Raw genomic sequence first — 19215 nt, 5'->3', positions numbered from 1 at the left:
CTCCTTACCTCATTGTTGTTTTTCTTTTACGCTAGAGAGAAACGATTTATTGCGCAGACCCGTTCGGCGAATGTAAGCTTCTACTGTAACGTCTACATTCAATTTTGGAAAGTAAACGTCATCCCATTCTGATTTGAGTTTTTCCCACTGGCTAGGCCTCGTGCGTTCCAGCGCTGCTCCAAATCCAAAGATGTCAACTTTGTCTGTCTGAGCTTGTTTAATAGCTGTTTGTAATTCTTTTTTTATTTCTTTACCTGCTGCTTTTTCCATTTTTTTGAGTACAGCAGGTTGACGTGTATCAACAGGGACCTCCACTTCTCCAAGATCGCCTTCTACGCGAGTGTGAACGGACACATAAGGTTTTCCTTTTACCATTTTTACAGATACATCCGTTTTTTGACGAACTGTTTGATAGGCAAGCGCTTCTTTTTTTCCTTTCCAGTCTATATTAATATCGGTTCCTTGTATTTTATCAAGAATCCAAACGCTGCCTCTGGCTGGACTATTGTACAACCAGTCGATTAACTTTCCATTTTTAAAAACAGCAATGCCAGAAGCACGAAGGGTAGCTTCTGGTGCGCTTTGCTGGAGGTTAGCTAATTTTTCTGCTTGTTTAGGATTTCCAACTAAACGAAAACCCGAGACCAGTGCTTCTCCTCCGGGAGATTCGAGAGATCTCATCACTTCTTGAAAGGAAACCTTTAGATTTTCTCCCCATTTTCTTTGAGTGAACTCCAGCGTTTTCATAATTTTGTTTGCTGGAATTTTATCGACAGGTGTTAGTGCTTTTACCAAATCAGCAGCACTTGACTGGTTTGCGATTACTAAGGAAGTCGTAATTCGAAAATCAGGATCGCGATCAATAGAATCAATAAGAATGTTAATTCCTTCTTCACGCGCTAGTTTTTCTCCGATCACGACTAAGTTGGTATGGGCATAATAAAGTCTTCGGGAAATTCTAGCTGAAGCGCGCCTGCTTGCTTCAACTAAATTATCACCGGAAGCAGAATAGATCGTAACAGGCGGACTTTGGGTACCGCCGCCCCCTTGTAAGCCAGCTACATTTCCCGGGTTAATAATTTGAAAGGTAAGCTCATACCGCCCGTCTTTCGTTTTATCAATTCCCATTGCCGATACAAGTGCAAGATCCGTTAACTCTTTTTTACTCCAGCAGCTAGTAAGCAATACCATCATTATGGTCATTACCAGTAAAAATAAACTTTTACGTTTCATTTTGATCATCTTCTTCCATTTCTTGGTTAATCATACCTCTTGAAGAAGGAGGCTCAGGCTTTTGATGTTTGCTTTGACGAACTTTGTTATCAGTAATTAACTTAGGTCTTCTTCTCATCGTCCACCATGGCAACCGCATCAACGTATCTTCATTGCTTGCAGGAATAAACGGTGCTAATGGCGTCATATAAGGAACACCAAATGAACGTAAGCTGCACAGGTGTCCAACCCCCATTAAAAGAATAAGAATAATACCATAGAAACCGAATGTAGCCGCCCCTAATATAAATAAAAAACGAATTAAACGCGCTGAAATAGCCATATCGAAAGACGGCGTTGCAAAGCTAGCAATAGCTGTAATCGATACGATAATAACCATAGCTGGTGAGACGATCCCTGCTTGAACCGCTGCTTGCCCAATAACAAGAGCTCCGACGATCGATACGGCAGAGCCGATAGCTTTTGGTAAACGAATCCCAGCTTCACGTAAAATTTCAAAGGTGACTTCCATAAAAAAAGCTTCTACAAACGCGGGAAATGGAACGGATTCTCGCTGTGCCGCAAGAGCTACAATAAGCGTTGTGGGTACCATCTCTTGATGAAATGTCGTAACCGCCACATACGTAGCAGGAGCGATAAGTGAAATCATAAACATAAACACCCGCAAAAGACGAATGGACGTCGCAATATCAAAGCGTGCGTAGTAGTCTTCAGCCGATTGGAAAAATTGAATGAACAACGCTGGAGCAATAAGTACAAAAGGAGTTCCATCCACAAAAATAGCAATTCTTCCTTCCAAAAGGTTACCTGCCACCACGTCGGGTCTTTCTGTATTATAAATAGTTGGAAAAGGAGTGACCGTTTGATCTTCAATTAGCTGCTCAACATAACCTGATTCCAAAATACTATCAATATCAATGTTTTTTAATCGCTTTCGAATTTCTTTTACAACTTTATCGTTTGCGATGCCATGAATATACATAAGAGTGACATCCGTTTTAGTTACACGGCCAATCTTCATCGATTCTAGCCATAAGTCAGGTGTTTTAATAATTCGGCGCACCATGGCTAAGTTTGTGCCAATAGACTCAGTAAAGGCACCTTTTGGTCCCCGCACTACCATTTGGGTAGTAGATTCTGAAATGGCACGCTTTTCACCGCCTTGTGTACTTACGCTGAGTACGCGGTTTATGCCGTCGACAATAAGAAGGCTGTCTCCTGACATCAAAGAAGACAGTAAATCATTCCAGTTGTCTGCAAACGATACGTTGCCGATTGTCACGATGTCTTCGGAAATTAACTCTAATGCATTTTTATCGTTTAGTTCGTTTTTTTGATTATCTTTCATAAGAGACTGCAGTAAGTAATCTTGAATAGCCTGATTATCTACAATCCCTTCTATGTAGACGATAGCAGCAGCTAAGCTGTTATTGACACCTAGTTTAAAATGACGAATCACAATATCTGAGCTGTTTCCAGTTTTCTCTTTAATGAGGGTAAGGTTCTCAGACAGCAAATTCTTAAGAGAAGACACTGTTTGTTTGCTGTTCGTTTGATCTGCCTGAGGTTGAAGCTTATTTTTAGATTTTAGATTTTTAAAGAACGAAGGCATAAATAAAAGCACCCTTACTGTAGTTTTTATTAATTTGACCAAAAACCGTATAATTATGTAATTTTTAACAAAATATCTTTTGCATGACGGTAAATGAAAATGACGACCCTATGAGGTAAGTAACGATTAGGTGAGGAGTAGACATATGAAAATTATTGGAGTTAGCCTGCTGCTATTTGGATCTGTGATCGCTCTGTCTGTAGGAATTGATCTTTTTCAAGGAACGAACGTACTGCAGGCACTATACAATGCGTTAAGCCCGTTTCGTGTAATGGAAGTGGCCGAATTATTTGTCCTTTTTTCTCTTTTGTTTTTCTTTTTCGCAGAGTCTCTTTATCTTCTTTTAAAGAAGCGGCAACAAAAACAACAGTAACTTGGTGCAAAAAGGTTTTTATCTCTTCACTATCGAAACAAGCGTATAGAAAGATAGCTTTGAGATAGGGGAGAACCACATGAACATTGATACTGACAGACTACTAATACGCAAATTTAACTATGAAGATTGGCAAGATGTCTACGCATATACATCTGACGCTCATGTCATGAAGTACATACCAGAAGGTGTTTTTAGTAAAGATGATGCAAAGAAATTTGTAAATGAAAATATGAAAGAAAATGCTAAAAATTTTCCAGTTGTATTAAAAAACGAAAAAATTCTAATTGGTCATATCGTCTTTTTTAACTATTTTGGGGACCATACTTATGAAATTGGCTGGGTATTTCATTCTTTCTATCATCAGAAAGGATATGCTTCAGAAGCGGCAAAAGCAATCGTGGACTATGGCTTTAACACAATGAACCTGCATCGGATTATTGCTACTTGTCAGCCTGAGAATACGTCTTCTTATCGTGTTATGGAGAAGATCGGGATGAGAAGAGAAGGGTATTTTAAAAAATGTATTCCAACTGAAAAAGGATGGTGGGATGAATATTATTACGCGATTTTAAAGGAAGAGTGGAAATGAACTTTACTTTTACGGAATTGCATTTTCCAAGTTGTAAAGACGAAAACAAGCCCAATTTTAAAAAAATGAGCAGAACAGCAAACCAAAACGTCTAGGCAGACATACAATAAGCTATCCATGAGAAACACCCCATGTTTGAACCTTCTTTGTTTTAGCAACAGAAAATCACGTTGAAAGGGAGTGCTTGTATGTCTAATGCTGGATGTGGATTTGGTTCTGGTTTCGCTTTATTAGTTGTATTATTTATTCTATTAGTAATTATCGGATGTAGTTGTTATAGCGGTGGTTACGGTGGCGGCTACGGCTGCTAATTATATCACTGAATAGCCTAAAGGATACCCTTTAGGCTTTTTTTGTGTTCATTATAAAATGCTGGAAAAGATGGTTAATCGGCAGGCTCAGTATCAACATGCGATTCAATTTTTTTCTCTCTCGGCAATTGATCAATAGAAGCCCAAGGCACGCGCCGAGGCTTATATTCAATCGCATCAGTAGAGTAAACGGCCACGCTTATGACTCCCCCCTGCACCTGCGCTCGAATCAACAAAGGATCACTATACGTATTTTTAAAATGAAAGTCAGGTCCATACCAGCTGACGGTAGCGTCTCGTCCAGGAGGTACGTAGGAAACACTGCGACTGTGTGAGTAACGCTGTGTAATCGTTACGCCAGCGTTATCGACGGCGTTAAATAAAGTAGAAGAAACTTGGCAAATTCCTCCTCCAACTCCTTCAGAATACTCTCCTTTTACAATGATTGGCGCACGCATATACCCTTTTGCTGCCGTTCTTTTTCCGACGGTTTGATTAAAAGAGAAAACTTCCCCAGGAAATATGACGCTGCTGTCTAGTGATTCAGCCGCAAGAGAAATATTGTGAGAACGATTTTTATTGTGAGGGTTAAATACCGTATGATAATGACCGATTTGCTTAATTCGAATCGTTGCAAGCAGTTCTTTATCTACGCGAGGCGGAACAGGAAGCGTCGGGATTTCTAATGTTGACGTACCGCCGCTAAAAAAATAAGTATAAAATTTCTCCGCAAAATCTTTATGATATAGTTTGACACCCGCTTGCTCTGGAACAATTTGTCCGCTTTTATCAATGCGGGCATTTATGGGCTCTCTATATGTTTTTTTATCCAATTCTTTTAGAAGAAGATTGTATCTGTCATGATCAACCATAGGGACAGGAAGAAGAGGTACGGCTACTTTGTCCCGTTCAATCCGTTCAATTGGTTTACCGTCATGAGTAATAGATAGGTGGTCTTGTGTAGAAAGAGGTTGAATGAGCATTAAAAGTCCAACCATCCAAGTGAAATTCATAACATATACCTCGCTTTCACCTGTTAGTATGAATAAAATGAACCGTTTAATGTATAGGATTCACAAGCTCTTTTTTGTATTATTTTCCATGAGGCGAGCGTGTAAAAATTTCTATTTATAATTGTATGTGTACTTTCGCATATTACATAGAGAAACTACAAGGTAATGAGGGTAGACAATGACAAAATTAATGATTTTAGTCTTTATGCTTATTAGTTTTTTTGTGCATCCCCAAAAGATGAAAGCAGAAGAAAACCTTACGTACTTTCCGGTAAGTGACACAGGAAAAGTATTAAAGTGGAAACGTGTAGAAAGCTTACTGCCGAAGGGGAAAAAGTTTAAAGTGATCGATGTAGAAACCGGCTTTTACTTTTACGTGCAGCGAAGAGCAGGCTCACACCATGCAGATGCTCAGCCGCTTACACGCCAAGATACGAAAGTAATGAAGCACTTATATAATGGGAAATGGAGCTGGAACCGAAGAGCTGTTCTCATTCCGTTTAAAGGTCAAATGCTTGCCGCTTCCATGAACGGAATGCCTCACGGAGCCGGTGCGCTTGACAATGGATTCCCCGGTCATTTTTGCATTCATTTTGCAGGAAGTACGACTCACAAGTCTCAAAATGTGGATCCAGGTCATCAGTTAATGGTATTAAAAGCAGGAGGAAAGCTTGATGAATATGCATTAAAAGCTGAGCCGGCAGAAGTCGTAAATATGTTTTTAACAGGATTAAAGCAAGATGATGATGCTTTGATGCAGCCGATTTTGCGCGTGAAGCAAGAGCATAAGCTATGGGCAAAACTGCATAGTATCTCCACTATTTATTATAAAACGGACGTATTTCATGCAAAAAAGTATAAAACAAAAGAGAAAATCGCCGTAGATTGCCTTATTTATTACGAAGATAAAGGGGCTCAAAAGACCACGATGGTTTTTACTTTAAAGAGAAATCCGTTAACAAACGGGTGGGAAATTTCTTCACTTACATTGTAAGTACTGATTAATGCTTAAAAACACATCTGACCGAAAACAGATGTGTTTTTAAGCATTTGTTTAGCACTTTAGTCCTTCGCAATGTTATAGTGTAAAAACGTGCTTACATACGATAGAAAAGAATAAAAAAGGGTATAAGTAATAATATTACTCTTTCTGCAAAGAACTCTACAGCACGAAAGGAGAGGGTGTTTATTTTTTCATATTGGTTCAGCCGCTTAGTTGCTGCAGACCCTGGACGAAAAAGGCTCAAAACGGCTTCTAAAGCTACGATTAGCGTCATTACAGCGGTCGTTATTATGCTCATCGTATTAAAAGCAGCGGGAAGCTCACAAATTACCGCTGCTATTTTAGCAGGCGTAATCGGCCTGATGGGTATATTGGTCGTGAATGATGAAACAACAAAAGCAAAAAAAGTGACAACAGGCTTAGTAGCGCTTTCTAGCGCCGTTTCTCTCGGAATTGGCTCGTTTTTATCACGATATGGACAAGTAGAAAATATTTTTCTTGTTCTGTTGGTGTTTTTGTCTTTTTATTTACAGAGATTTGGTATTCGCTATTTTTCCCTGTCGATGGTGGCCTTTATGTCGTTTTATTTTGCTTCTATTTTACACGTCACATTTTCTCAGCTGCCGTGGCTGTTAGCTGGCGTTATAGTAGGAGCATGCTGTGCATTTATTTATAATTTTGTTATCTTTAAAGACCGGCCTGCCAACGTACTGAGGTCTTCAATGAAATCATTTCATATTCAAGTGAATTTGGTGCTTGATTTAATTATTGAGTTAATTCAAAAGAAACAAATTGAACCGGCTCAAATCAAACAATATAACCGCAATATTAAAAAACTGGCCGAGTATGCCCGTGTAGTATCAGAAGAGCTTGGAAATACAGATCCCCACGACATATGGCCTGGCGTAACAGCTGAACAGATGCGGCTTTATGTATTTGATACAGTTATGCTGCTCCAGACATATTCCCCGGCGATTCGAAAGCTCAGTGAATTAAAGGCATTTAATCATTTTGATATTCAGCAGCTGCTGTTAAAGCTAGTGGAATCAATTCGCGAAGCAGAAGTATTAAATGAAAAACCTACTCATTCCTTAACGGATGCAGCTCAGCATCTGCAAGAGCTGCGCCAAAAATTAAGTGAACTCGAACCTCAAGATAAAAGGTATAAAGAGTGGCTTTACTTAATCCGCCGTATCGAAACGATATCAAATCACGTGATTGATGAAGCCTATGAGCTGCAGCAAGCAATTGTGAAACAAGAAAAACAGCCTCAAAAAGAAGCGGAAGAAAAAGAAGACGAAGAGGACAATGATGAAGAAAAAGGATTAAAACCCTCTACGAAAAAGTCTATTCAAGCGGTCATCACTGCTGTTGCGACATTAATATTTGGCTCTTTTTTATCTCCATCGCATCAATATTGGGCGCTGTTAGCAGGCTATCTAGTGCTTCTTGGTACAGAAACGATAGGAAGTACGTTTGTAAAAGCCGTGCAGCGAAGCGTAGGAACGCTTTTAGGAGCAGCTGTTGGCTTTGTTGTCGCAAGCTTTGTCTCACCCGGGATACTTGAAATAACGCTGCTTTTTATCTGTGTGTTTATGGCTTTTTATTTCTTTCCTATTACGTATTCGTTTATGAGCTTTTGGATTACGATGATGCTGGCCTTTATGTATGACATGCTTCTTGGGGGGATTTCAGAGAGTTTATTACTAGCTCGCGTATTAGATACAGTTGTAGGAGTTGGAATTGGTCTAGCCGTATCTGCTCTTGTGTTTCCTAAAAGAACAAGAGATAAAATAACCGACACCTCAGTAGAATACGTAGCGGCTTTAAAAGAATTTGTTCATACTTATTTGCATCGTTTTACGAAGCAGTATGCGTTTGCCAATTTAGCTGATAAAGGAATGGAATTAGAAAAAAAGCTAAAACAGCTTCATGTAGATTCAGATCCTATTATCAAAGGTTTCGTTGGCCGTTCACGTCTTCAGCAATTTTTGACCGTTTTTACCGCCATTAATTATTACGCCAAGCATTTGGTAGCATCTTCTACTAGAAACGAGGCTTTTTACAAGGAAGCGGAATTTCATGGCGTAGTAAAGGAAGTGGAAGAGAAAGTAGCAAGCAACTTTACTCAGCTTGAAAAAGCGTTGCGAGGAGAGCGAGGAACGTATGTATACACGCTTGAAGATGTAAGACAAAAGATTGAACAATCTTTAGATTATTTTGATACGTCCGTTCAATCAAGAAATTTACAGCATCTGCAGCTGCTGCATAACATTTATTACGTATGGAAAATCAATCAATCGGTTGTTCACTTAGCCAAAGAGCTAGGAGCAGAAGAAATAAGTAGTGAAGATTAAAACCAGCGAATATTTCGCTGGTTTTTTAGTCTGATGAATAAGGAGACGTATCTTTTCTAATCGTTCTCCACGTTGTTTTAAGACCGGCATAGCTGCCAATTGCGGCGTATCCATAAAAATATCCCATAAACAATCCGGCAATAATATGATGAGGGTGACTGATAAATACTGAAAAAAGCACGCCAACAGCTAAAGCAATAGTCTACTGCTTTTTAGGATGGAAAAGCCATTTGATCAGCTACGTCACGATTAATACGACAGGAACACCAATGACTGTGTCCCGAAAAATTTGTATGAATTGTAGGGAAATCCATGTTCAAGCACCTCGTTAAATGTGTTAGATGTAAGGGTATCTATGCTGCTTACCTTAAAACACTTCAATTAGTTATGAGGTGCTCCAGGTGAATAATAATAAGGCGGAATTTTAAGCCAGCCTTTTTGCTGCATCAGACTTTTTACTTTTGATCCTAATATAACCTTTTCAGTGTGGAATTTTAGCCACATCAATCCAATATCCGTTCTAATAGACTGTCCCATGTTCGTGCTGCACATGACGATATTAGAAGCAATTTTTACAGATATTAAGTTAGCGATTTCAGAATCCGTTGCTTTTGCTCCTAATGGAATGCTGTTAGGGTCGGATTTCGGCTTGGTAGCCGGTATTTCAGGAAGCAGAATTCCTTCTTTAACCATTAATTTTTTTAGGGTATCAATCTGAGATTCAGCCAGGTTTTTTGAGTCTTGAATAAGCTTAAGCAGTTCACTGTTAGTTGTTGTATTAAGACAGGTTTCTAAGGCAGGTACTTCTTCCGCTAAAGCAGTGAAATATAACCAGCATCCCATAGCCTCACCAATATGTGGGGGAGGGGGCGAGTCATCTGTAGAAGAGTTCTTTATATAATCAAGTAGTGTCTCAATGACGTTAATCATAACTTTTCACCCTTTATATAGTTTATGCATCTTCATTATTGCCTTCAGCAGAAAAGGATAAACACAGCTAAGAAATGTTACATATAAAATTGATTATGATGAGTGGAAGAAAAAGCCTCTTACACAGCAAATTACAATGAAATACATTTACTGTCATTACATCTAAAGGTATAAAAATTGCCTCAAGGCGTAATAAATACGTGGGGGCTAGAAAATGAAGTAAATAGAAAAAACTCCTTGCTTATCAAGGAGTCTTTTTATCAGGTGTATTATATCGTTTTTCTCCGATGCTCTCTCCATAAAGAAGTTAGTTCTTCTGACCAATATTTATAATCAAATACCGTTATATTTTTGCTAGGCATAAAAACATTCAAAAGCCAATTAACTCTTAATTTGTCTCTGACGCCTATCGTTTTATCATTTTTACAGCAGCCTTCATCACAAGGTTTATCGTGTATCTTGTAAGGAATATTTTTAACGACTAATCCATTTTTTACACGTTTTGTGTACTCAATTCCTATAATCAAATATATCACTCCTCACAGTAACTCTTATCTTCATAATCATATGTATGAATGACTTCTTTAATGAAAGGGTGAAAGGGAGTAAGTCAAAATAAAAAAGCCCTGCTGTAGGGCTTTTAGATTAAGCAACTTTTGATGCAACGACGATTACTTTGCCGTGATCTAATTCTTCTTCATAGCGTTCAGCTTCTGGCTGTGATAATCCTAATGAACGCATTTTGGCACGAAGCTCGTCTCCTCGAGAACGAAATACGTTCGCAATCGCATCAAAAACACCTTGTTCAGAAAGACCGATATTGTTTGTATTTGTTGCAGCTGTTAAATCCTCGGAGCGATCTTGATGGTGTGCAAGTAAATAAACTTCGTCTTTTGTAAATCCTTCACGCAAAAATTGTTCGATTGTATCCTTTGCCTGTACGCCATTTTCAACTACTTTTACATTTACCATTTCAAAAAACCTCCTTGTATGATAGACAACTTTCTCGAGTACGTTGAGTAATGAAGAGAAGTTTAAGTAACTTATCTCCTTGGTTTGTGTATACACGTTATTGGAAGAGATAAAACCTATTTTCTGAAATTGAGTTAAAAAGCTTAACATAGGAGAAGGGAAAGCAGCGCTGTTATTTTTGAGGAGGATCCTGTGAAGGATAAGCGGGAAGAAGCTTTAGTTAGCCTTTTTCCTGCATCGTTTTTTTGATCTTTTAAGGTACAGTACAAACTGCAAAAAGCCTGGATCTTAAATAGCTAAGATCCAGGCTTTTTGCATACATAAAAATAGAGAAATTTAAGATGAAAGACGTTCTTTTTGTTTTTCATAAACAGAAGTAGACTCGTTCCATGTATATCGACCATCTTGTAATTGAATGGTTGCGCTGAATGGACAGTCTATTGACGTTTCTGCGTCATCTAAACTACTTTCAAGTAAGCTTTTTTTAAAGCGAAGCAAATCCTCTTTTGAAGCAACTCGAAAAACCATTTCTAACGTAAGATCATCGTCCATTGCATTGTGTAATTGACTAATACTTTTGCGGAATTCTTTATTATATTGGAGCATAATTTTAATATCTGCTACGCAAGCAACACCAAACACATCTTTCACAACAGACTCAACCGTTAGCTGAGTTGTGGAAGCATATGTTGAAATATTACGCTGTGGATTTTCTAAATAATAAATCGTTTCTACAGGATGTCTCGTGATAAGCACCTCTTTCCTATTCTTAAGTATACAGGAAAAAAGAATGGAATGGGGAAAGATTTTTAGGAAAGGAGTCCTGACATACATAAAAAGACTGTTTGTAATAGGAAAGAGAGTTATAAATTGAGGGCTTTTCGCTTATCATTTTTGCTATAACCTTAAATCAACGAATTCTGTGCAACTTCCTTTAAGATTTGATAAAATAAAACCCTACGCCTCAATTTCTTCTAACTGAATCCCTCAACAACTATTTCTACTTATTTTAAAGGAGGACGCAATTTTGCAGTTTGAACAAGCTTTAACACATTTACAGTCCTATTTCGGCTATGACTCATTTCGAAAAGGACAGGAAGAGTCGATTCGTTATGTTTTAGAAGGGCACAATACCGCTTGTATTATGCCGACAGGGGGAGGGAAGTCGCTTTGTTATCAGATTCCTTCATTGCTTTTAGAAGGCACGACACTAGTGATTTCTCCGTTGATTTCTTTAATGAAAGATCAAGTGGACACGCTGAACGCAGCTGGTATTCCGGCCACGTATATTAACAGCTCGCTGACGCACACAGAGGTACAGCAGCGCTTAGAAGAAGTGGCGTTTGGCGAATATAAGCTGCTTTATGTAGCACCTGAACGACTGGAGTCTCCGCAGTTTTTAGAGCAGCTTCAAATGCTTCCTATCCCGCTTGTAGCGGTAGATGAAGCGCACTGTATTTCACAGTGGGGCCACGATTTTAGACCGAGTTATTTGCGCATCAATCAACTCATCAGCAAGCTGTCTAACGCTCCGATTGTGATGGGGCTGACGGCTACGGCGACGCCTCAAGTGCGTGAAGATATTTGCCGAGCTCTTCATATTAACGAAGAGTACACGGTGATGACGGGGTTTGAACGTGAAAACTTATCGTTCGCTGTGGTAAAAGGTCAGGATCGAATCAGCTATATCGAGCAGTATATCCGTAAAAATGACCAAGAAGCAGGAATCATCTATGCCGCTACGCGTAAAGATGTTGAAGAGCTTCATGCTAGATTGCAAAAGTCAGGAGTTAACGTATCAAAATACCATGCTGGTATGAATGGGAACAGCCGTGATGAAGAGCAGAACCGCTTTCTGCAAGATGATGTGCAGGTGATGGTGGCTACCTCTGCCTTCGGAATGGGAATCGATAAATCCAATATTCGCTTTGTTCTTCACTATCAGCTTCCGAAAAATATGGAAAGCTATTATCAAGAAGCGGGACGTGCTGGTCGTGACGGACTGCCAAGTGAGTGTATCGTGCTTTATTCACCTCAGGATATTCGCGTGCAGCGCTTTTTAATTGAACAGTCAACGTCGAATCCTAAAAAGCAGATTCAAGATCTTGAAAAGCTGCAAAGTATGGTGAACTACTGTCATACAGAAGGATGTTTGCAGGCGTATATTCTTCATTATTTTGGAGAAAGTGAAGCGCATGAGTGCGGCCGCTGTAGTAACTGTACGGATGATCGCATGGAAATAGACGTAACGGTTGATACGCAAAAAGTATTGTCTTGTATGATTCGTATGGGTGAACGCTTCGGTAAAATGATGATTGCTCAAGTATTAACGGGCTCTCGAAATAAAAAAGTAGTTGATTTTGGTTTTGACAAACTGAAAACGTACGGCGTCATGAGCGACCGGTCGGCTAAAGAAGTGAGCGATTTTATTGAGTATTTGATTTCAGAGCAGTTTATTTTAGTAGGACAAGGGTCATTTCCTACCTTATCCGTAGCGGCCAAAGGAAAAGGTGTGCTTCTTGGTACGGAAAAAGTGATGAGAAAAGAACAAATGGAAGTGAAGCAAATTGTCCAAGACGACGAGCTGTTTGCTCATTTGCGTTCCGTTCGAAAGCAGCTGGCAGACGAAGCGGGCGTGCCTCCTTTTGTTATTTTCTCAGACGATACTCTTCATGATATGTGTGCAAAACTTCCGGTAACGCTTGAACAGTTTTCCACTGTAAAAGGAGTGGGAGAACAAAAACAAGAGCGATATGGAGAACGGTTCACCACTGAAATCAAACAGTTTTGTGAAGAAAATCCAGATCGAAAGCGAGAAGTTTCAGCACCTGCTCCGAAAAAAGCAAGAGCTTCATCAAAAGAAGGCTCTCATTTAATGACGTATGAGCTCTTTCAGCAAGGGAAATCGTTAGATGAAATTGCTGCTGAACGTGAATTGAGCCGCATTACCATTGAAAATCATTTGTTTAAATGCGCAGAAGAAGAAAAAGAAATTGACTGGTCACCTTTTCTTTCAGAGGAGGACGAACAGCTTATTTTAGAAGCTGCTTCCTCAGTAGGCGATGAAAAGTTAAAACCAATCAAAGAAGAATTAGCTGAAAACATTACTTATTTTATGATTAAAGTAGCGTTATTCAAACAAAAAATGAAGCAACTATCTTAAACAAAAAGCTCCTATTAAAGGAGCTTTTTGTGTTGAATAAGCGAGTTTACTGATAAAATGGAAGGTATAAATATTTGAAAAATCAGATTAAATAAAAAGGAGTACTGCATTGAGATGATTGAACGAGAGCTTGAAGCTATTTTGCATGCTTCTAACGACAATATCGTCATCACTGATGAAAAAGGGTGTATTTTACGAGCGAGTCAAAACTGCCGTGATATATACGGGTATAACGTGTCAGAGTTAGTCGGACAAACCGTATACGAATTGCAAGACCGCGGGATCTTTTCACCTTCCGTTACGATTGAAGTGTTAAAGAAAAAGAAAGAAGTACAGCTGATGCAAAAAACAGAAACGGGCAAAGTTGTAATGGCAACCGGTATTCCCATGTATGATGAACATCAGTGTATGAAAAGAGTAATCAGCTTTTCACATGATTTAACAGAGCTTCAGCGCTTAAAAGAAGATTATCAGCAGCTCGAAGTGAAAATGAAAACATATCAGCTAGAAGTGGAAGAGCTTCGGGAACAGCAGTCAAATGATATGGTCATACGAAGTGAATCGATGAAAAAGGTATGGTCCATTATTAATCGCGTGGCAGACAGCGATGCAACGGTTGTGTTGCTAGGTGAATCGGGTGTTGGTAAAACGGCTTTTGCTCGTGCTTTACATTATGGAAGTGAACGAAAAGAAGAGCCGTTTATTGAAATCAACTGCGGAGCCATTCCGTCTAGTTTGTTTGAATCTGAAATGTTTGGATACGAAGCAGGCTCTTTTACAGGTGCAAGTACAAAAGGAAAAATAGGAAAGTTTGAATTAGCTCATAATGGTACGCTTTTTTTAGATGAAATAGGAGAGCTACCACTTGATATGCAAGTGAAGCTTTTAAAGGTGCTGCAAGAAAAAACAGTCACCAAAATTGGAAGTGAACGATCCAAAAACGTAAACTTCAGGCTGATTGTAGCAACAAATCAGCCGCTTGAGGAAATGATCAAAAAAGGAACATTTCGCGAAGATTTATTTTATCGATTACACGTTATTCCGATTACAATTCCTCCGCTTCGCGAGCGAAAAGAAGACCTCGCGGCACTGCTTTATCACGTGTTGCATAAACAAAATGAAAAGTATAAAATGAAGAAATTTTTTCATACAGAAGCACTAAATCAATTAGTTGAATATCATTGGCCCGGAAATGTGCGCGAGCTAGAAAATACGATTGAACGCCTCGTGTTAACAACGGATGAAAACAGCATCTCGCCTAAAGACCTGCCGTTTCATGCAGAAAAGATCAGAATTGAAAAAGAAGAATGGGAGACTCTAGATGTGTTAACCTCTCAAGGAATGACGCTTCAGCAAGCACTTGCAGAAGTGGAGAAAAACTGGCTGATCCGTGCTTATCGCCAGTGTCAAACAACGTATGAAATGGCAAATGCATTAGGAATTAGTCAGCCTACGGTTGTAAGACGTTTACGAAAGTACAATATTAAATAAGGGAAATTTAATTCAAAATGAATTAACTGATTCAGTACTGAATCAGTTTTTTTGTTTTGATTCTATTATGAATTAAAAATCGTCCATAATTGCACGAAATAGGGCGATAAAATTTGGCATGCATTTTGCATTAATAAAAAGTATCTAAATAAAAAGCGTCAGTCTCTAAAATGATGATACGGCGCTAATGAATGAAACCCATTAGGAGGAATAAATCATGCCAAAATATCAGCCGAAAAATTCATTTGAATCTCCGCGTTTTTGTGGACCTCGAACGTTTATGAGACTTCCGTATGTAGAACAAGTAAATGCAGATATAGATTTTATTGTGACGGGTATTCCATTTGATTCAGGGCAGTCTTTTCGCACAGGAGCACGTTTTGGGCCGGAAGCTATTCGAGATTTCTCCATTTTGCTTCGCCCGTATAACCCAGAACAAAAGATTAATATTTTTGATTACATTTCAGGTGTGGACTACGGCGATTTGGCAGTGGTTCCGGGATATATTTTAGAAACATATAAAAAAATTGAAGAAGGGTTAACACCGGTTGTGAATGAAGGAATTATTCCGATTTCACTAGGCGGTGATCATTCGATGACGCTCGGTGAACTTCGTGCTATCGCCAAAAAACACGGACCCGTAGCGCTTTTACAGTTTGATGCTCATTCTGATACGTGGGATAGCTATTTTGAACAAAAATACAATCACGGTACCGTGTTCAGACGAGCAATTGAAGAAGGGCTAATTGACGTGTCGCGTTCGATTCAAATTGGTATGCGAGGCGGTCTGTACGGCATTGAAGATTTAGAAGATGCAAAGAACTTAGGTCTAGCTCTGTATACGACAAATGAATATAAAAAACTGGGCGTTGAAAGAATGCTAAAAATTATTCATGAGCGTGTAGGAGAAGGACCCGTATTTTTGTCGTTTGACATTGACTTTTTAGATCCAGTTTACGCACCGGGAACAGGAACGCCTGAAGTATCGGGTGCAAGTATTGACGATGCGCTTCAATTCGTTCGTGGGTTAACAAATATTGATTTTGTCGGGTTTGATTTAGTAGAAGTACTGCCAGCTTATGACCATGGACAAATTACAGCAGCAGCGGCCTCGAACATTGTTTATGAATTTATCACGCTTATCGCGTTAAGAAAAAAAGTAAAAGAAGAAGAAGCGCTGTTAGTAAAAGTGCGCGACTGAATATAAGCAAGGCGGTAAAAGTGGGAAGGTACTATTATCTTCCCACTTTTATATAAGAGTTTTCTATAGGGAGTGTTGAACTATGAACGAGCAAGTAAATGTAACAGTAGATAAGAAGCAAGTAAAACCATGTAAAAGAGAAATACTCAACCCAGCGACCAATAAGATCATAGCGAAAGTATTTGATTCGTCGCTTCAACAAGTAGAGGAAGCGGTAGGTAAAGCAAAGCAGGCTTTTGAAGAGAGTGAATGGAAGAAAAATAAATCACTGCGTGTAGAGGTGCTTAAGAAACTAGCAGATTTATTAGAAAATGAAGCGAGTATATTCGCTGAAACGGAAACATTAAATACTGGAAAACCGATAAAAGAAGCGCAGTTAGATATTGAAGATACGATTAATTGTTTAAGATATTATGCAAATTTAATAGAAGAAAACCAGCCGTGGACAAAGGACATGTTCGACGATACAAACAGTAAAATCATGCAAGAACCTATCGGCGTATGCGCGCTGATTGTTCCTTGGAATTTCCCTTTGCTACTTGGTATGTGGAAGCTGGCTCCTGCCTTAGCAGCTGGAAATACGGTAGTGTTTAAGCCGTCAGAATTAACGCCACTTTCTTTTTTAAAGTTAGCTTCACTATGTGAAAAAGCTGGTATACCAGAAGGCGTGTTTAATTTACTTACAGGAGACGGTAAAGTGGGAAGTGCCCTTGTTGAACACAAAGACGTAGCCAAAGTCTCTTTTACAGGAGGATCAGAAACAGGCAAACGTATTTATCAGCAGTGCGCAAAAGAGATGAAAAGAGTTTCGCTTGAACTGGGAGGGAAATCTCCGCTTCTTATTTTCGAAGACAGTGAAATTGATATTGCAGTAGACTGGACAATGTTTGGCTCGTTTTTTAACCAAGGGCAAGTGTGTGTAGCTTCATCGCGTATACTCGTACATGAATCTATTTATAAGCCGTTTCTTTCTGCTCTTAAGGAGGCTGTTGCTGCTATAAAAATTGGTAACCCCTTAAGAGAAGAAACGGAAATGGGTCCGGTTATTAGCAAGGAGCATCTGAACAAAATACAGGGTTTTATCAAGCTAGGTCAAGAAGAAGGCGCGAATTTATTAACAGGGGGAACGTTAATTGACTGCGAAGGTGGAAACTATATAAAGCCGACAGTGCTCGTTGATGTGGAGCAGCATATGAAAGTCGTACAAGAAGAAATATTTGGTCCCGTCATTACCGTTCAATCTTTTTCAAGTGAAGAAGAAGCCATAGCACTTGCCAACGGCACGAGGTTTGGTTTAGCTGCAGGAATTTTAACGAATGATGTAATGAAAGCAGAGCGAGTTGCTGAACATCTTCAAGCGGGAACGATTTGGATCAATGGCTACCATACGCCTCATATTGAAACGGCGTGGGGCGGTTTTAAAGAAAGCGGCATTGGGCGGGAGTTAGGTCCATCAGGATTAGCTGCTTTTACTGAAACAAAACATGTGAATACAAATTCCAAGCTAGCTCGAGCCAATTGGTATCAATAAAAGTGAAAGGTGGAATAGGAATGACAACAAAAAGTGGTCTCGCCCATGATGATGTGCAGCCGATTGCAATGGATAAAAGAAGTATGGGCTTCTTCTCTACATTTTCCATGTGGATAGGAGCTAATGTGGTGGTAACGACCGTTTTTACCGGAATGCTGTTTGTACCCGATATGCCCTTTTTAAAGGCAATATTTATTATTGTGCTTGGCTCTTTAGTTGGTGCCATACCGCTCGTGCTGATGGGGAATATCGGAACTCGAACCGGTCTTCCAACCATGGTTTTGATGAGACCAGCTTTTGGGCAAAGAGGAGCTATGCTTCCTGCTGCTGTTAATCTTATTACATTGATCGGCTGGGCGTGGGTTCAAGCCTACATGGCAGGGCTAAGTTTAAATCATGCCGTTACTTTTTTGACCGGTTACAGTAATATCAATCTATTTACAATTCTTACTCAAGTATTGGTAGTAGCTATTTCTATATACGGACATAAAGGTATTGAAGCAACGGAAAAATTAGTAGCTACGCTTATGGTCATTTTAGCAACCGTTGTGTTTAGCTATTTGTTTATCGAATTTGATGCAGCAAAATTAATTCAAATGAAAGCAAGCGAAAATCCTGATATTACAGGAATGTTAGCTTTTGATATTGTAGTAGCTACAGCTTTTACGTGGATTCCTATTGTTTGCGATTATAACCGAAACTGTAAATCTGAAAAAACGGGAATTGCGGGAACTTATTTAGGCTATAACGTTGCGACTTTGATTGCGATGGGATTAGGCGCAACGGTTTCTGGTTTTTCAATTCTCGGAAATATGACGCAAACGTATGACCCGGTAAATTTAATTGGCGCATATAGTCCGATGTTAGGGTTAGTAGCTGCCATCGTAATTTTTTTATCGGTGCTGTCAACCAACGTAATGGTATTGTATAGCGCGACAATGTCTTATTTATCTATTTTTCCAAAGCAGAGGTTCTGGATACCGGCACTAACTATAGGAGTTGTCACAGTCCTAGGTTCTTTATTAAAAGAATGGTTAATGACAAATTTTCAAAGCTTTTTGCTTATGATCGGCGTATTATTTATTCCTATTATTGCGATTGTTCTTGTTGATTATTATATCATTCGCCGAAAACACTATGACGTTTCAGCTATTTTAGAAAAACAAAATAAACTGTACTGGTATACAAAAGGCTTTAACCTTCATGTGTATGTCTCTTACATAGTGGGGGCTGTATTTGCCTACTATTTTACGTACGTTCACCCGCTAGCCACAGGCGCTACGATCTTAGTTTTTTTATTTACAGGTGTTTTGCATGTATTGTTAACCAAACTTTCACAGCTTTCCATCCCTTACTCAAAGGGAATCGACAAAAATGCTTGATATACATTTAAAATAGACTGAATTATCAAAAAAATGAAAAGCTCCTATTTA

The 19215-nt window shown here is 39.1% G+C and carries 17 protein-coding genes and 1 pseudogene; 10 read left to right on the top strand and 8 right to left on the bottom strand.

The window, feature by feature from the left end; translation table 11 throughout:
• Positions 1–9: 9 nt before the first annotated feature.
• Complete coding sequence (locus AC2YJL_RS13065; RefSeq protein WP_487374777.1) at positions 10–1233, bottom strand: Ger(x)C family spore germination protein; 1224 nt, start codon at positions 1231–1233, stop codon at positions 10–12.
• Positions 1223–2845 (bottom strand): spore germination protein, encoded by a 1623-nt coding sequence (locus tag AC2YJL_RS13060; RefSeq protein WP_251568053.1) that lies wholly within the window; start codon positions 2843–2845, stop codon positions 1223–1225. The genes AC2YJL_RS13065 and AC2YJL_RS13060 overlap by 11 nt, the downstream gene beginning before the upstream one ends.
• Positions 2846–2990: 145 nt before the next feature.
• Here AC2YJL_RS13060 and AC2YJL_RS13055 point away from each other — a divergent pair, with 145 nt between their 5' ends.
• From AC2YJL_RS13055 to AC2YJL_RS13045, 3 genes are all read left to right on the top strand, one after another.
• Entirely contained in the window at positions 2991–3218 is a 228-nt protein-coding gene (locus AC2YJL_RS13055) for a YczF family membrane protein (protein WP_045290361.1), read from the top strand.
• A gap of 79 nt (positions 3219–3297) precedes the next feature.
• Positions 3298–3810 carry a GNAT family N-acetyltransferase gene (locus tag AC2YJL_RS13050; RefSeq protein ID WP_251568055.1) on the top strand — a complete coding sequence of 171 codons (513 nt, stop codon included), beginning with the start codon at positions 3298–3300 and terminating at the stop codon, positions 3808–3810.
• Positions 3811–3998: 188 nt separating this feature from the next.
• The gene (locus tag AC2YJL_RS13045; RefSeq protein ID WP_013056948.1) at positions 3999–4121 is read left to right on the top strand and encodes a YjcZ family sporulation protein; all 123 of its coding nucleotides are present in this window, start codon (positions 3999–4001) and stop codon (positions 4119–4121) included.
• A gap of 74 nt (positions 4122–4195) precedes the next feature.
• On the opposite strand, the gene AC2YJL_RS13040 is transcribed toward AC2YJL_RS13045, so the two are convergent.
• On the bottom strand, positions 4196–5134 hold the full coding sequence (locus tag AC2YJL_RS13040) for a VanW family protein (RefSeq protein WP_251568057.1): 939 nt from the start codon (positions 5132–5134) through the stop codon (positions 4196–4198).
• Between the two features lie 178 nt (positions 5135–5312).
• On the opposite strand from AC2YJL_RS13040, the gene AC2YJL_RS13035 reads away from it, so the two are divergent.
• A complete protein-coding gene (locus tag AC2YJL_RS13035; protein WP_060745703.1) occupies positions 5313–6128 on the top strand; it encodes a hypothetical protein in 816 nt (271 codons plus the stop codon).
• 188 nt (positions 6129–6316) lie between these two features.
• Entirely contained in the window at positions 6317–8494 is a 2178-nt protein-coding gene (locus AC2YJL_RS13030) for an FUSC family protein (protein ID WP_251568060.1), read from the top strand.
• Between the two features lie 25 nt (positions 8495–8519).
• Here AC2YJL_RS13030 and AC2YJL_RS13025 read toward each other — a convergent pair.
• The 5 genes and pseudogenes from AC2YJL_RS13025 to AC2YJL_RS13005 all read right to left on the bottom strand — a co-directional run bounded on the left by AC2YJL_RS13025 (position 8520) and on the right by AC2YJL_RS13005 (position 11152).
• Positions 8520–8808: pseudogene (locus AC2YJL_RS13025) on the bottom strand (hypothetical protein).
• A gap of 67 nt (positions 8809–8875) precedes the next feature.
• Entirely contained in the window at positions 8876–9424 is a 549-nt protein-coding gene (locus AC2YJL_RS13020; RefSeq protein ID WP_195694053.1) for a DUF3231 family protein, read from the bottom strand.
• Between the two features lie 269 nt (positions 9425–9693).
• Positions 9694–9960, bottom strand: coding sequence for a hypothetical protein (locus AC2YJL_RS13015; RefSeq protein ID WP_230586558.1), 267 nt, complete (start codon positions 9958–9960; stop codon positions 9694–9696).
• 109 nt (positions 9961–10069) lie between these two features.
• Positions 10070–10396 (bottom strand): YflT domain-containing protein, encoded by a 327-nt coding sequence (locus tag AC2YJL_RS13010; protein WP_013056955.1) that lies wholly within the window; start codon positions 10394–10396, stop codon positions 10070–10072.
• Positions 10397–10732: 336 nt separating this feature from the next.
• A complete protein-coding gene (locus AC2YJL_RS13005; RefSeq protein WP_013056956.1) occupies positions 10733–11152 on the bottom strand; it encodes a hypothetical protein in 420 nt (139 codons plus the stop codon).
• A 271-nt stretch (positions 11153–11423) separates the two neighbouring features.
• On the opposite strand from AC2YJL_RS13005, the gene recQ reads away from it, so the two are divergent.
• The 5 genes from recQ (at position 11424) to AC2YJL_RS12980 (ending at position 19164) form a co-directional block, all read left to right on the top strand.
• On the top strand, positions 11424–13559 hold the full coding sequence (gene recQ / locus AC2YJL_RS13000; protein ID WP_251568061.1) for a DNA helicase RecQ: 2136 nt from the start codon (positions 11424–11426) through the stop codon (positions 13557–13559).
• Positions 13560–13673: 114 nt separating this feature from the next.
• Positions 13674–15050 (top strand): sigma-54 interaction domain-containing protein, encoded by a 1377-nt coding sequence (locus AC2YJL_RS12995; protein ID WP_369360527.1) that lies wholly within the window; start codon positions 13674–13676, stop codon positions 15048–15050.
• 217 nt (positions 15051–15267) lie between these two features.
• Entirely contained in the window at positions 15268–16251 is a 984-nt protein-coding gene (gene speB, locus AC2YJL_RS12990; protein ID WP_487374776.1) for an agmatinase, read from the top strand.
• Positions 16252–16333: 82 nt separating this feature from the next.
• A complete protein-coding gene (locus AC2YJL_RS12985) occupies positions 16334–17782 on the top strand; it encodes an aldehyde dehydrogenase family protein (protein ID WP_195694045.1) in 1449 nt (482 codons plus the stop codon).
• Between the two features lie 20 nt (positions 17783–17802).
• Complete coding sequence (locus AC2YJL_RS12980) at positions 17803–19164, top strand: purine-cytosine permease family protein (protein ID WP_251568063.1); 1362 nt, start codon at positions 17803–17805, stop codon at positions 19162–19164.
• Positions 19165–19215: the final 51 nt, after the last annotated feature.

This window comes from Priestia sp. SRI_019 (assembly GCF_057586255.1).
This window is presented reverse-complemented; position numbering and strand designations above follow the sequence as displayed.

Bases quoted from the DNA above. Each gene is read 5' to 3' on its own strand.
- AC2YJL_RS13065 (WP_487374777.1), bottom strand. From the start codon at position 1,233: ATGAAACGTAAAAGTTTATTTTTACTGGTAATGACCATAATGATGGTA.
- AC2YJL_RS13060 (WP_251568053.1), bottom strand. From the start codon at position 2,845: ATGCCTTCGTTCTTTAAAAATCTAAAATCTAAAAATAAGCTTCAACCT.
- AC2YJL_RS13055 (WP_045290361.1), top strand. From the start codon at position 2,991: ATGAAAATTATTGGAGTTAGCCTGCTGCTATTTGGATCTGTGATCGCT.
- AC2YJL_RS13050 (WP_251568055.1), top strand. From the start codon at position 3,298: ATGAACATTGATACTGACAGACTACTAATACGCAAATTTAACTATGAA.
- AC2YJL_RS13045 (WP_013056948.1), top strand. From the start codon at position 3,999: ATGTCTAATGCTGGATGTGGATTTGGTTCTGGTTTCGCTTTATTAGTT.
- AC2YJL_RS13040 (WP_251568057.1), bottom strand. From the start codon at position 5,134: ATGAATTTCACTTGGATGGTTGGACTTTTAATGCTCATTCAACCTCTT.
- AC2YJL_RS13035 (WP_060745703.1), top strand. From the start codon at position 5,313: ATGACAAAATTAATGATTTTAGTCTTTATGCTTATTAGTTTTTTTGTG.
- AC2YJL_RS13020 (WP_195694053.1), bottom strand. From the start codon at position 9,424: ATGATTAACGTCATTGAGACACTACTTGATTATATAAAGAACTCTTCT.
- AC2YJL_RS13010 (WP_013056955.1), bottom strand. From the start codon at position 10,396: ATGGTAAATGTAAAAGTAGTTGAAAATGGCGTACAGGCAAAGGATACA.
- AC2YJL_RS12995 (WP_369360527.1), top strand. From the start codon at position 13,674: ATGATTGAACGAGAGCTTGAAGCTATTTTGCATGCTTCTAACGACAAT.
- speB (WP_487374776.1), top strand. From the start codon at position 15,268: ATGCCAAAATATCAGCCGAAAAATTCATTTGAATCTCCGCGTTTTTGT.
- AC2YJL_RS12985 (WP_195694045.1), top strand. From the start codon at position 16,334: ATGAACGAGCAAGTAAATGTAACAGTAGATAAGAAGCAAGTAAAACCA.
- AC2YJL_RS12980 (WP_251568063.1), top strand. From the start codon at position 17,803: ATGACAACAAAAAGTGGTCTCGCCCATGATGATGTGCAGCCGATTGCA.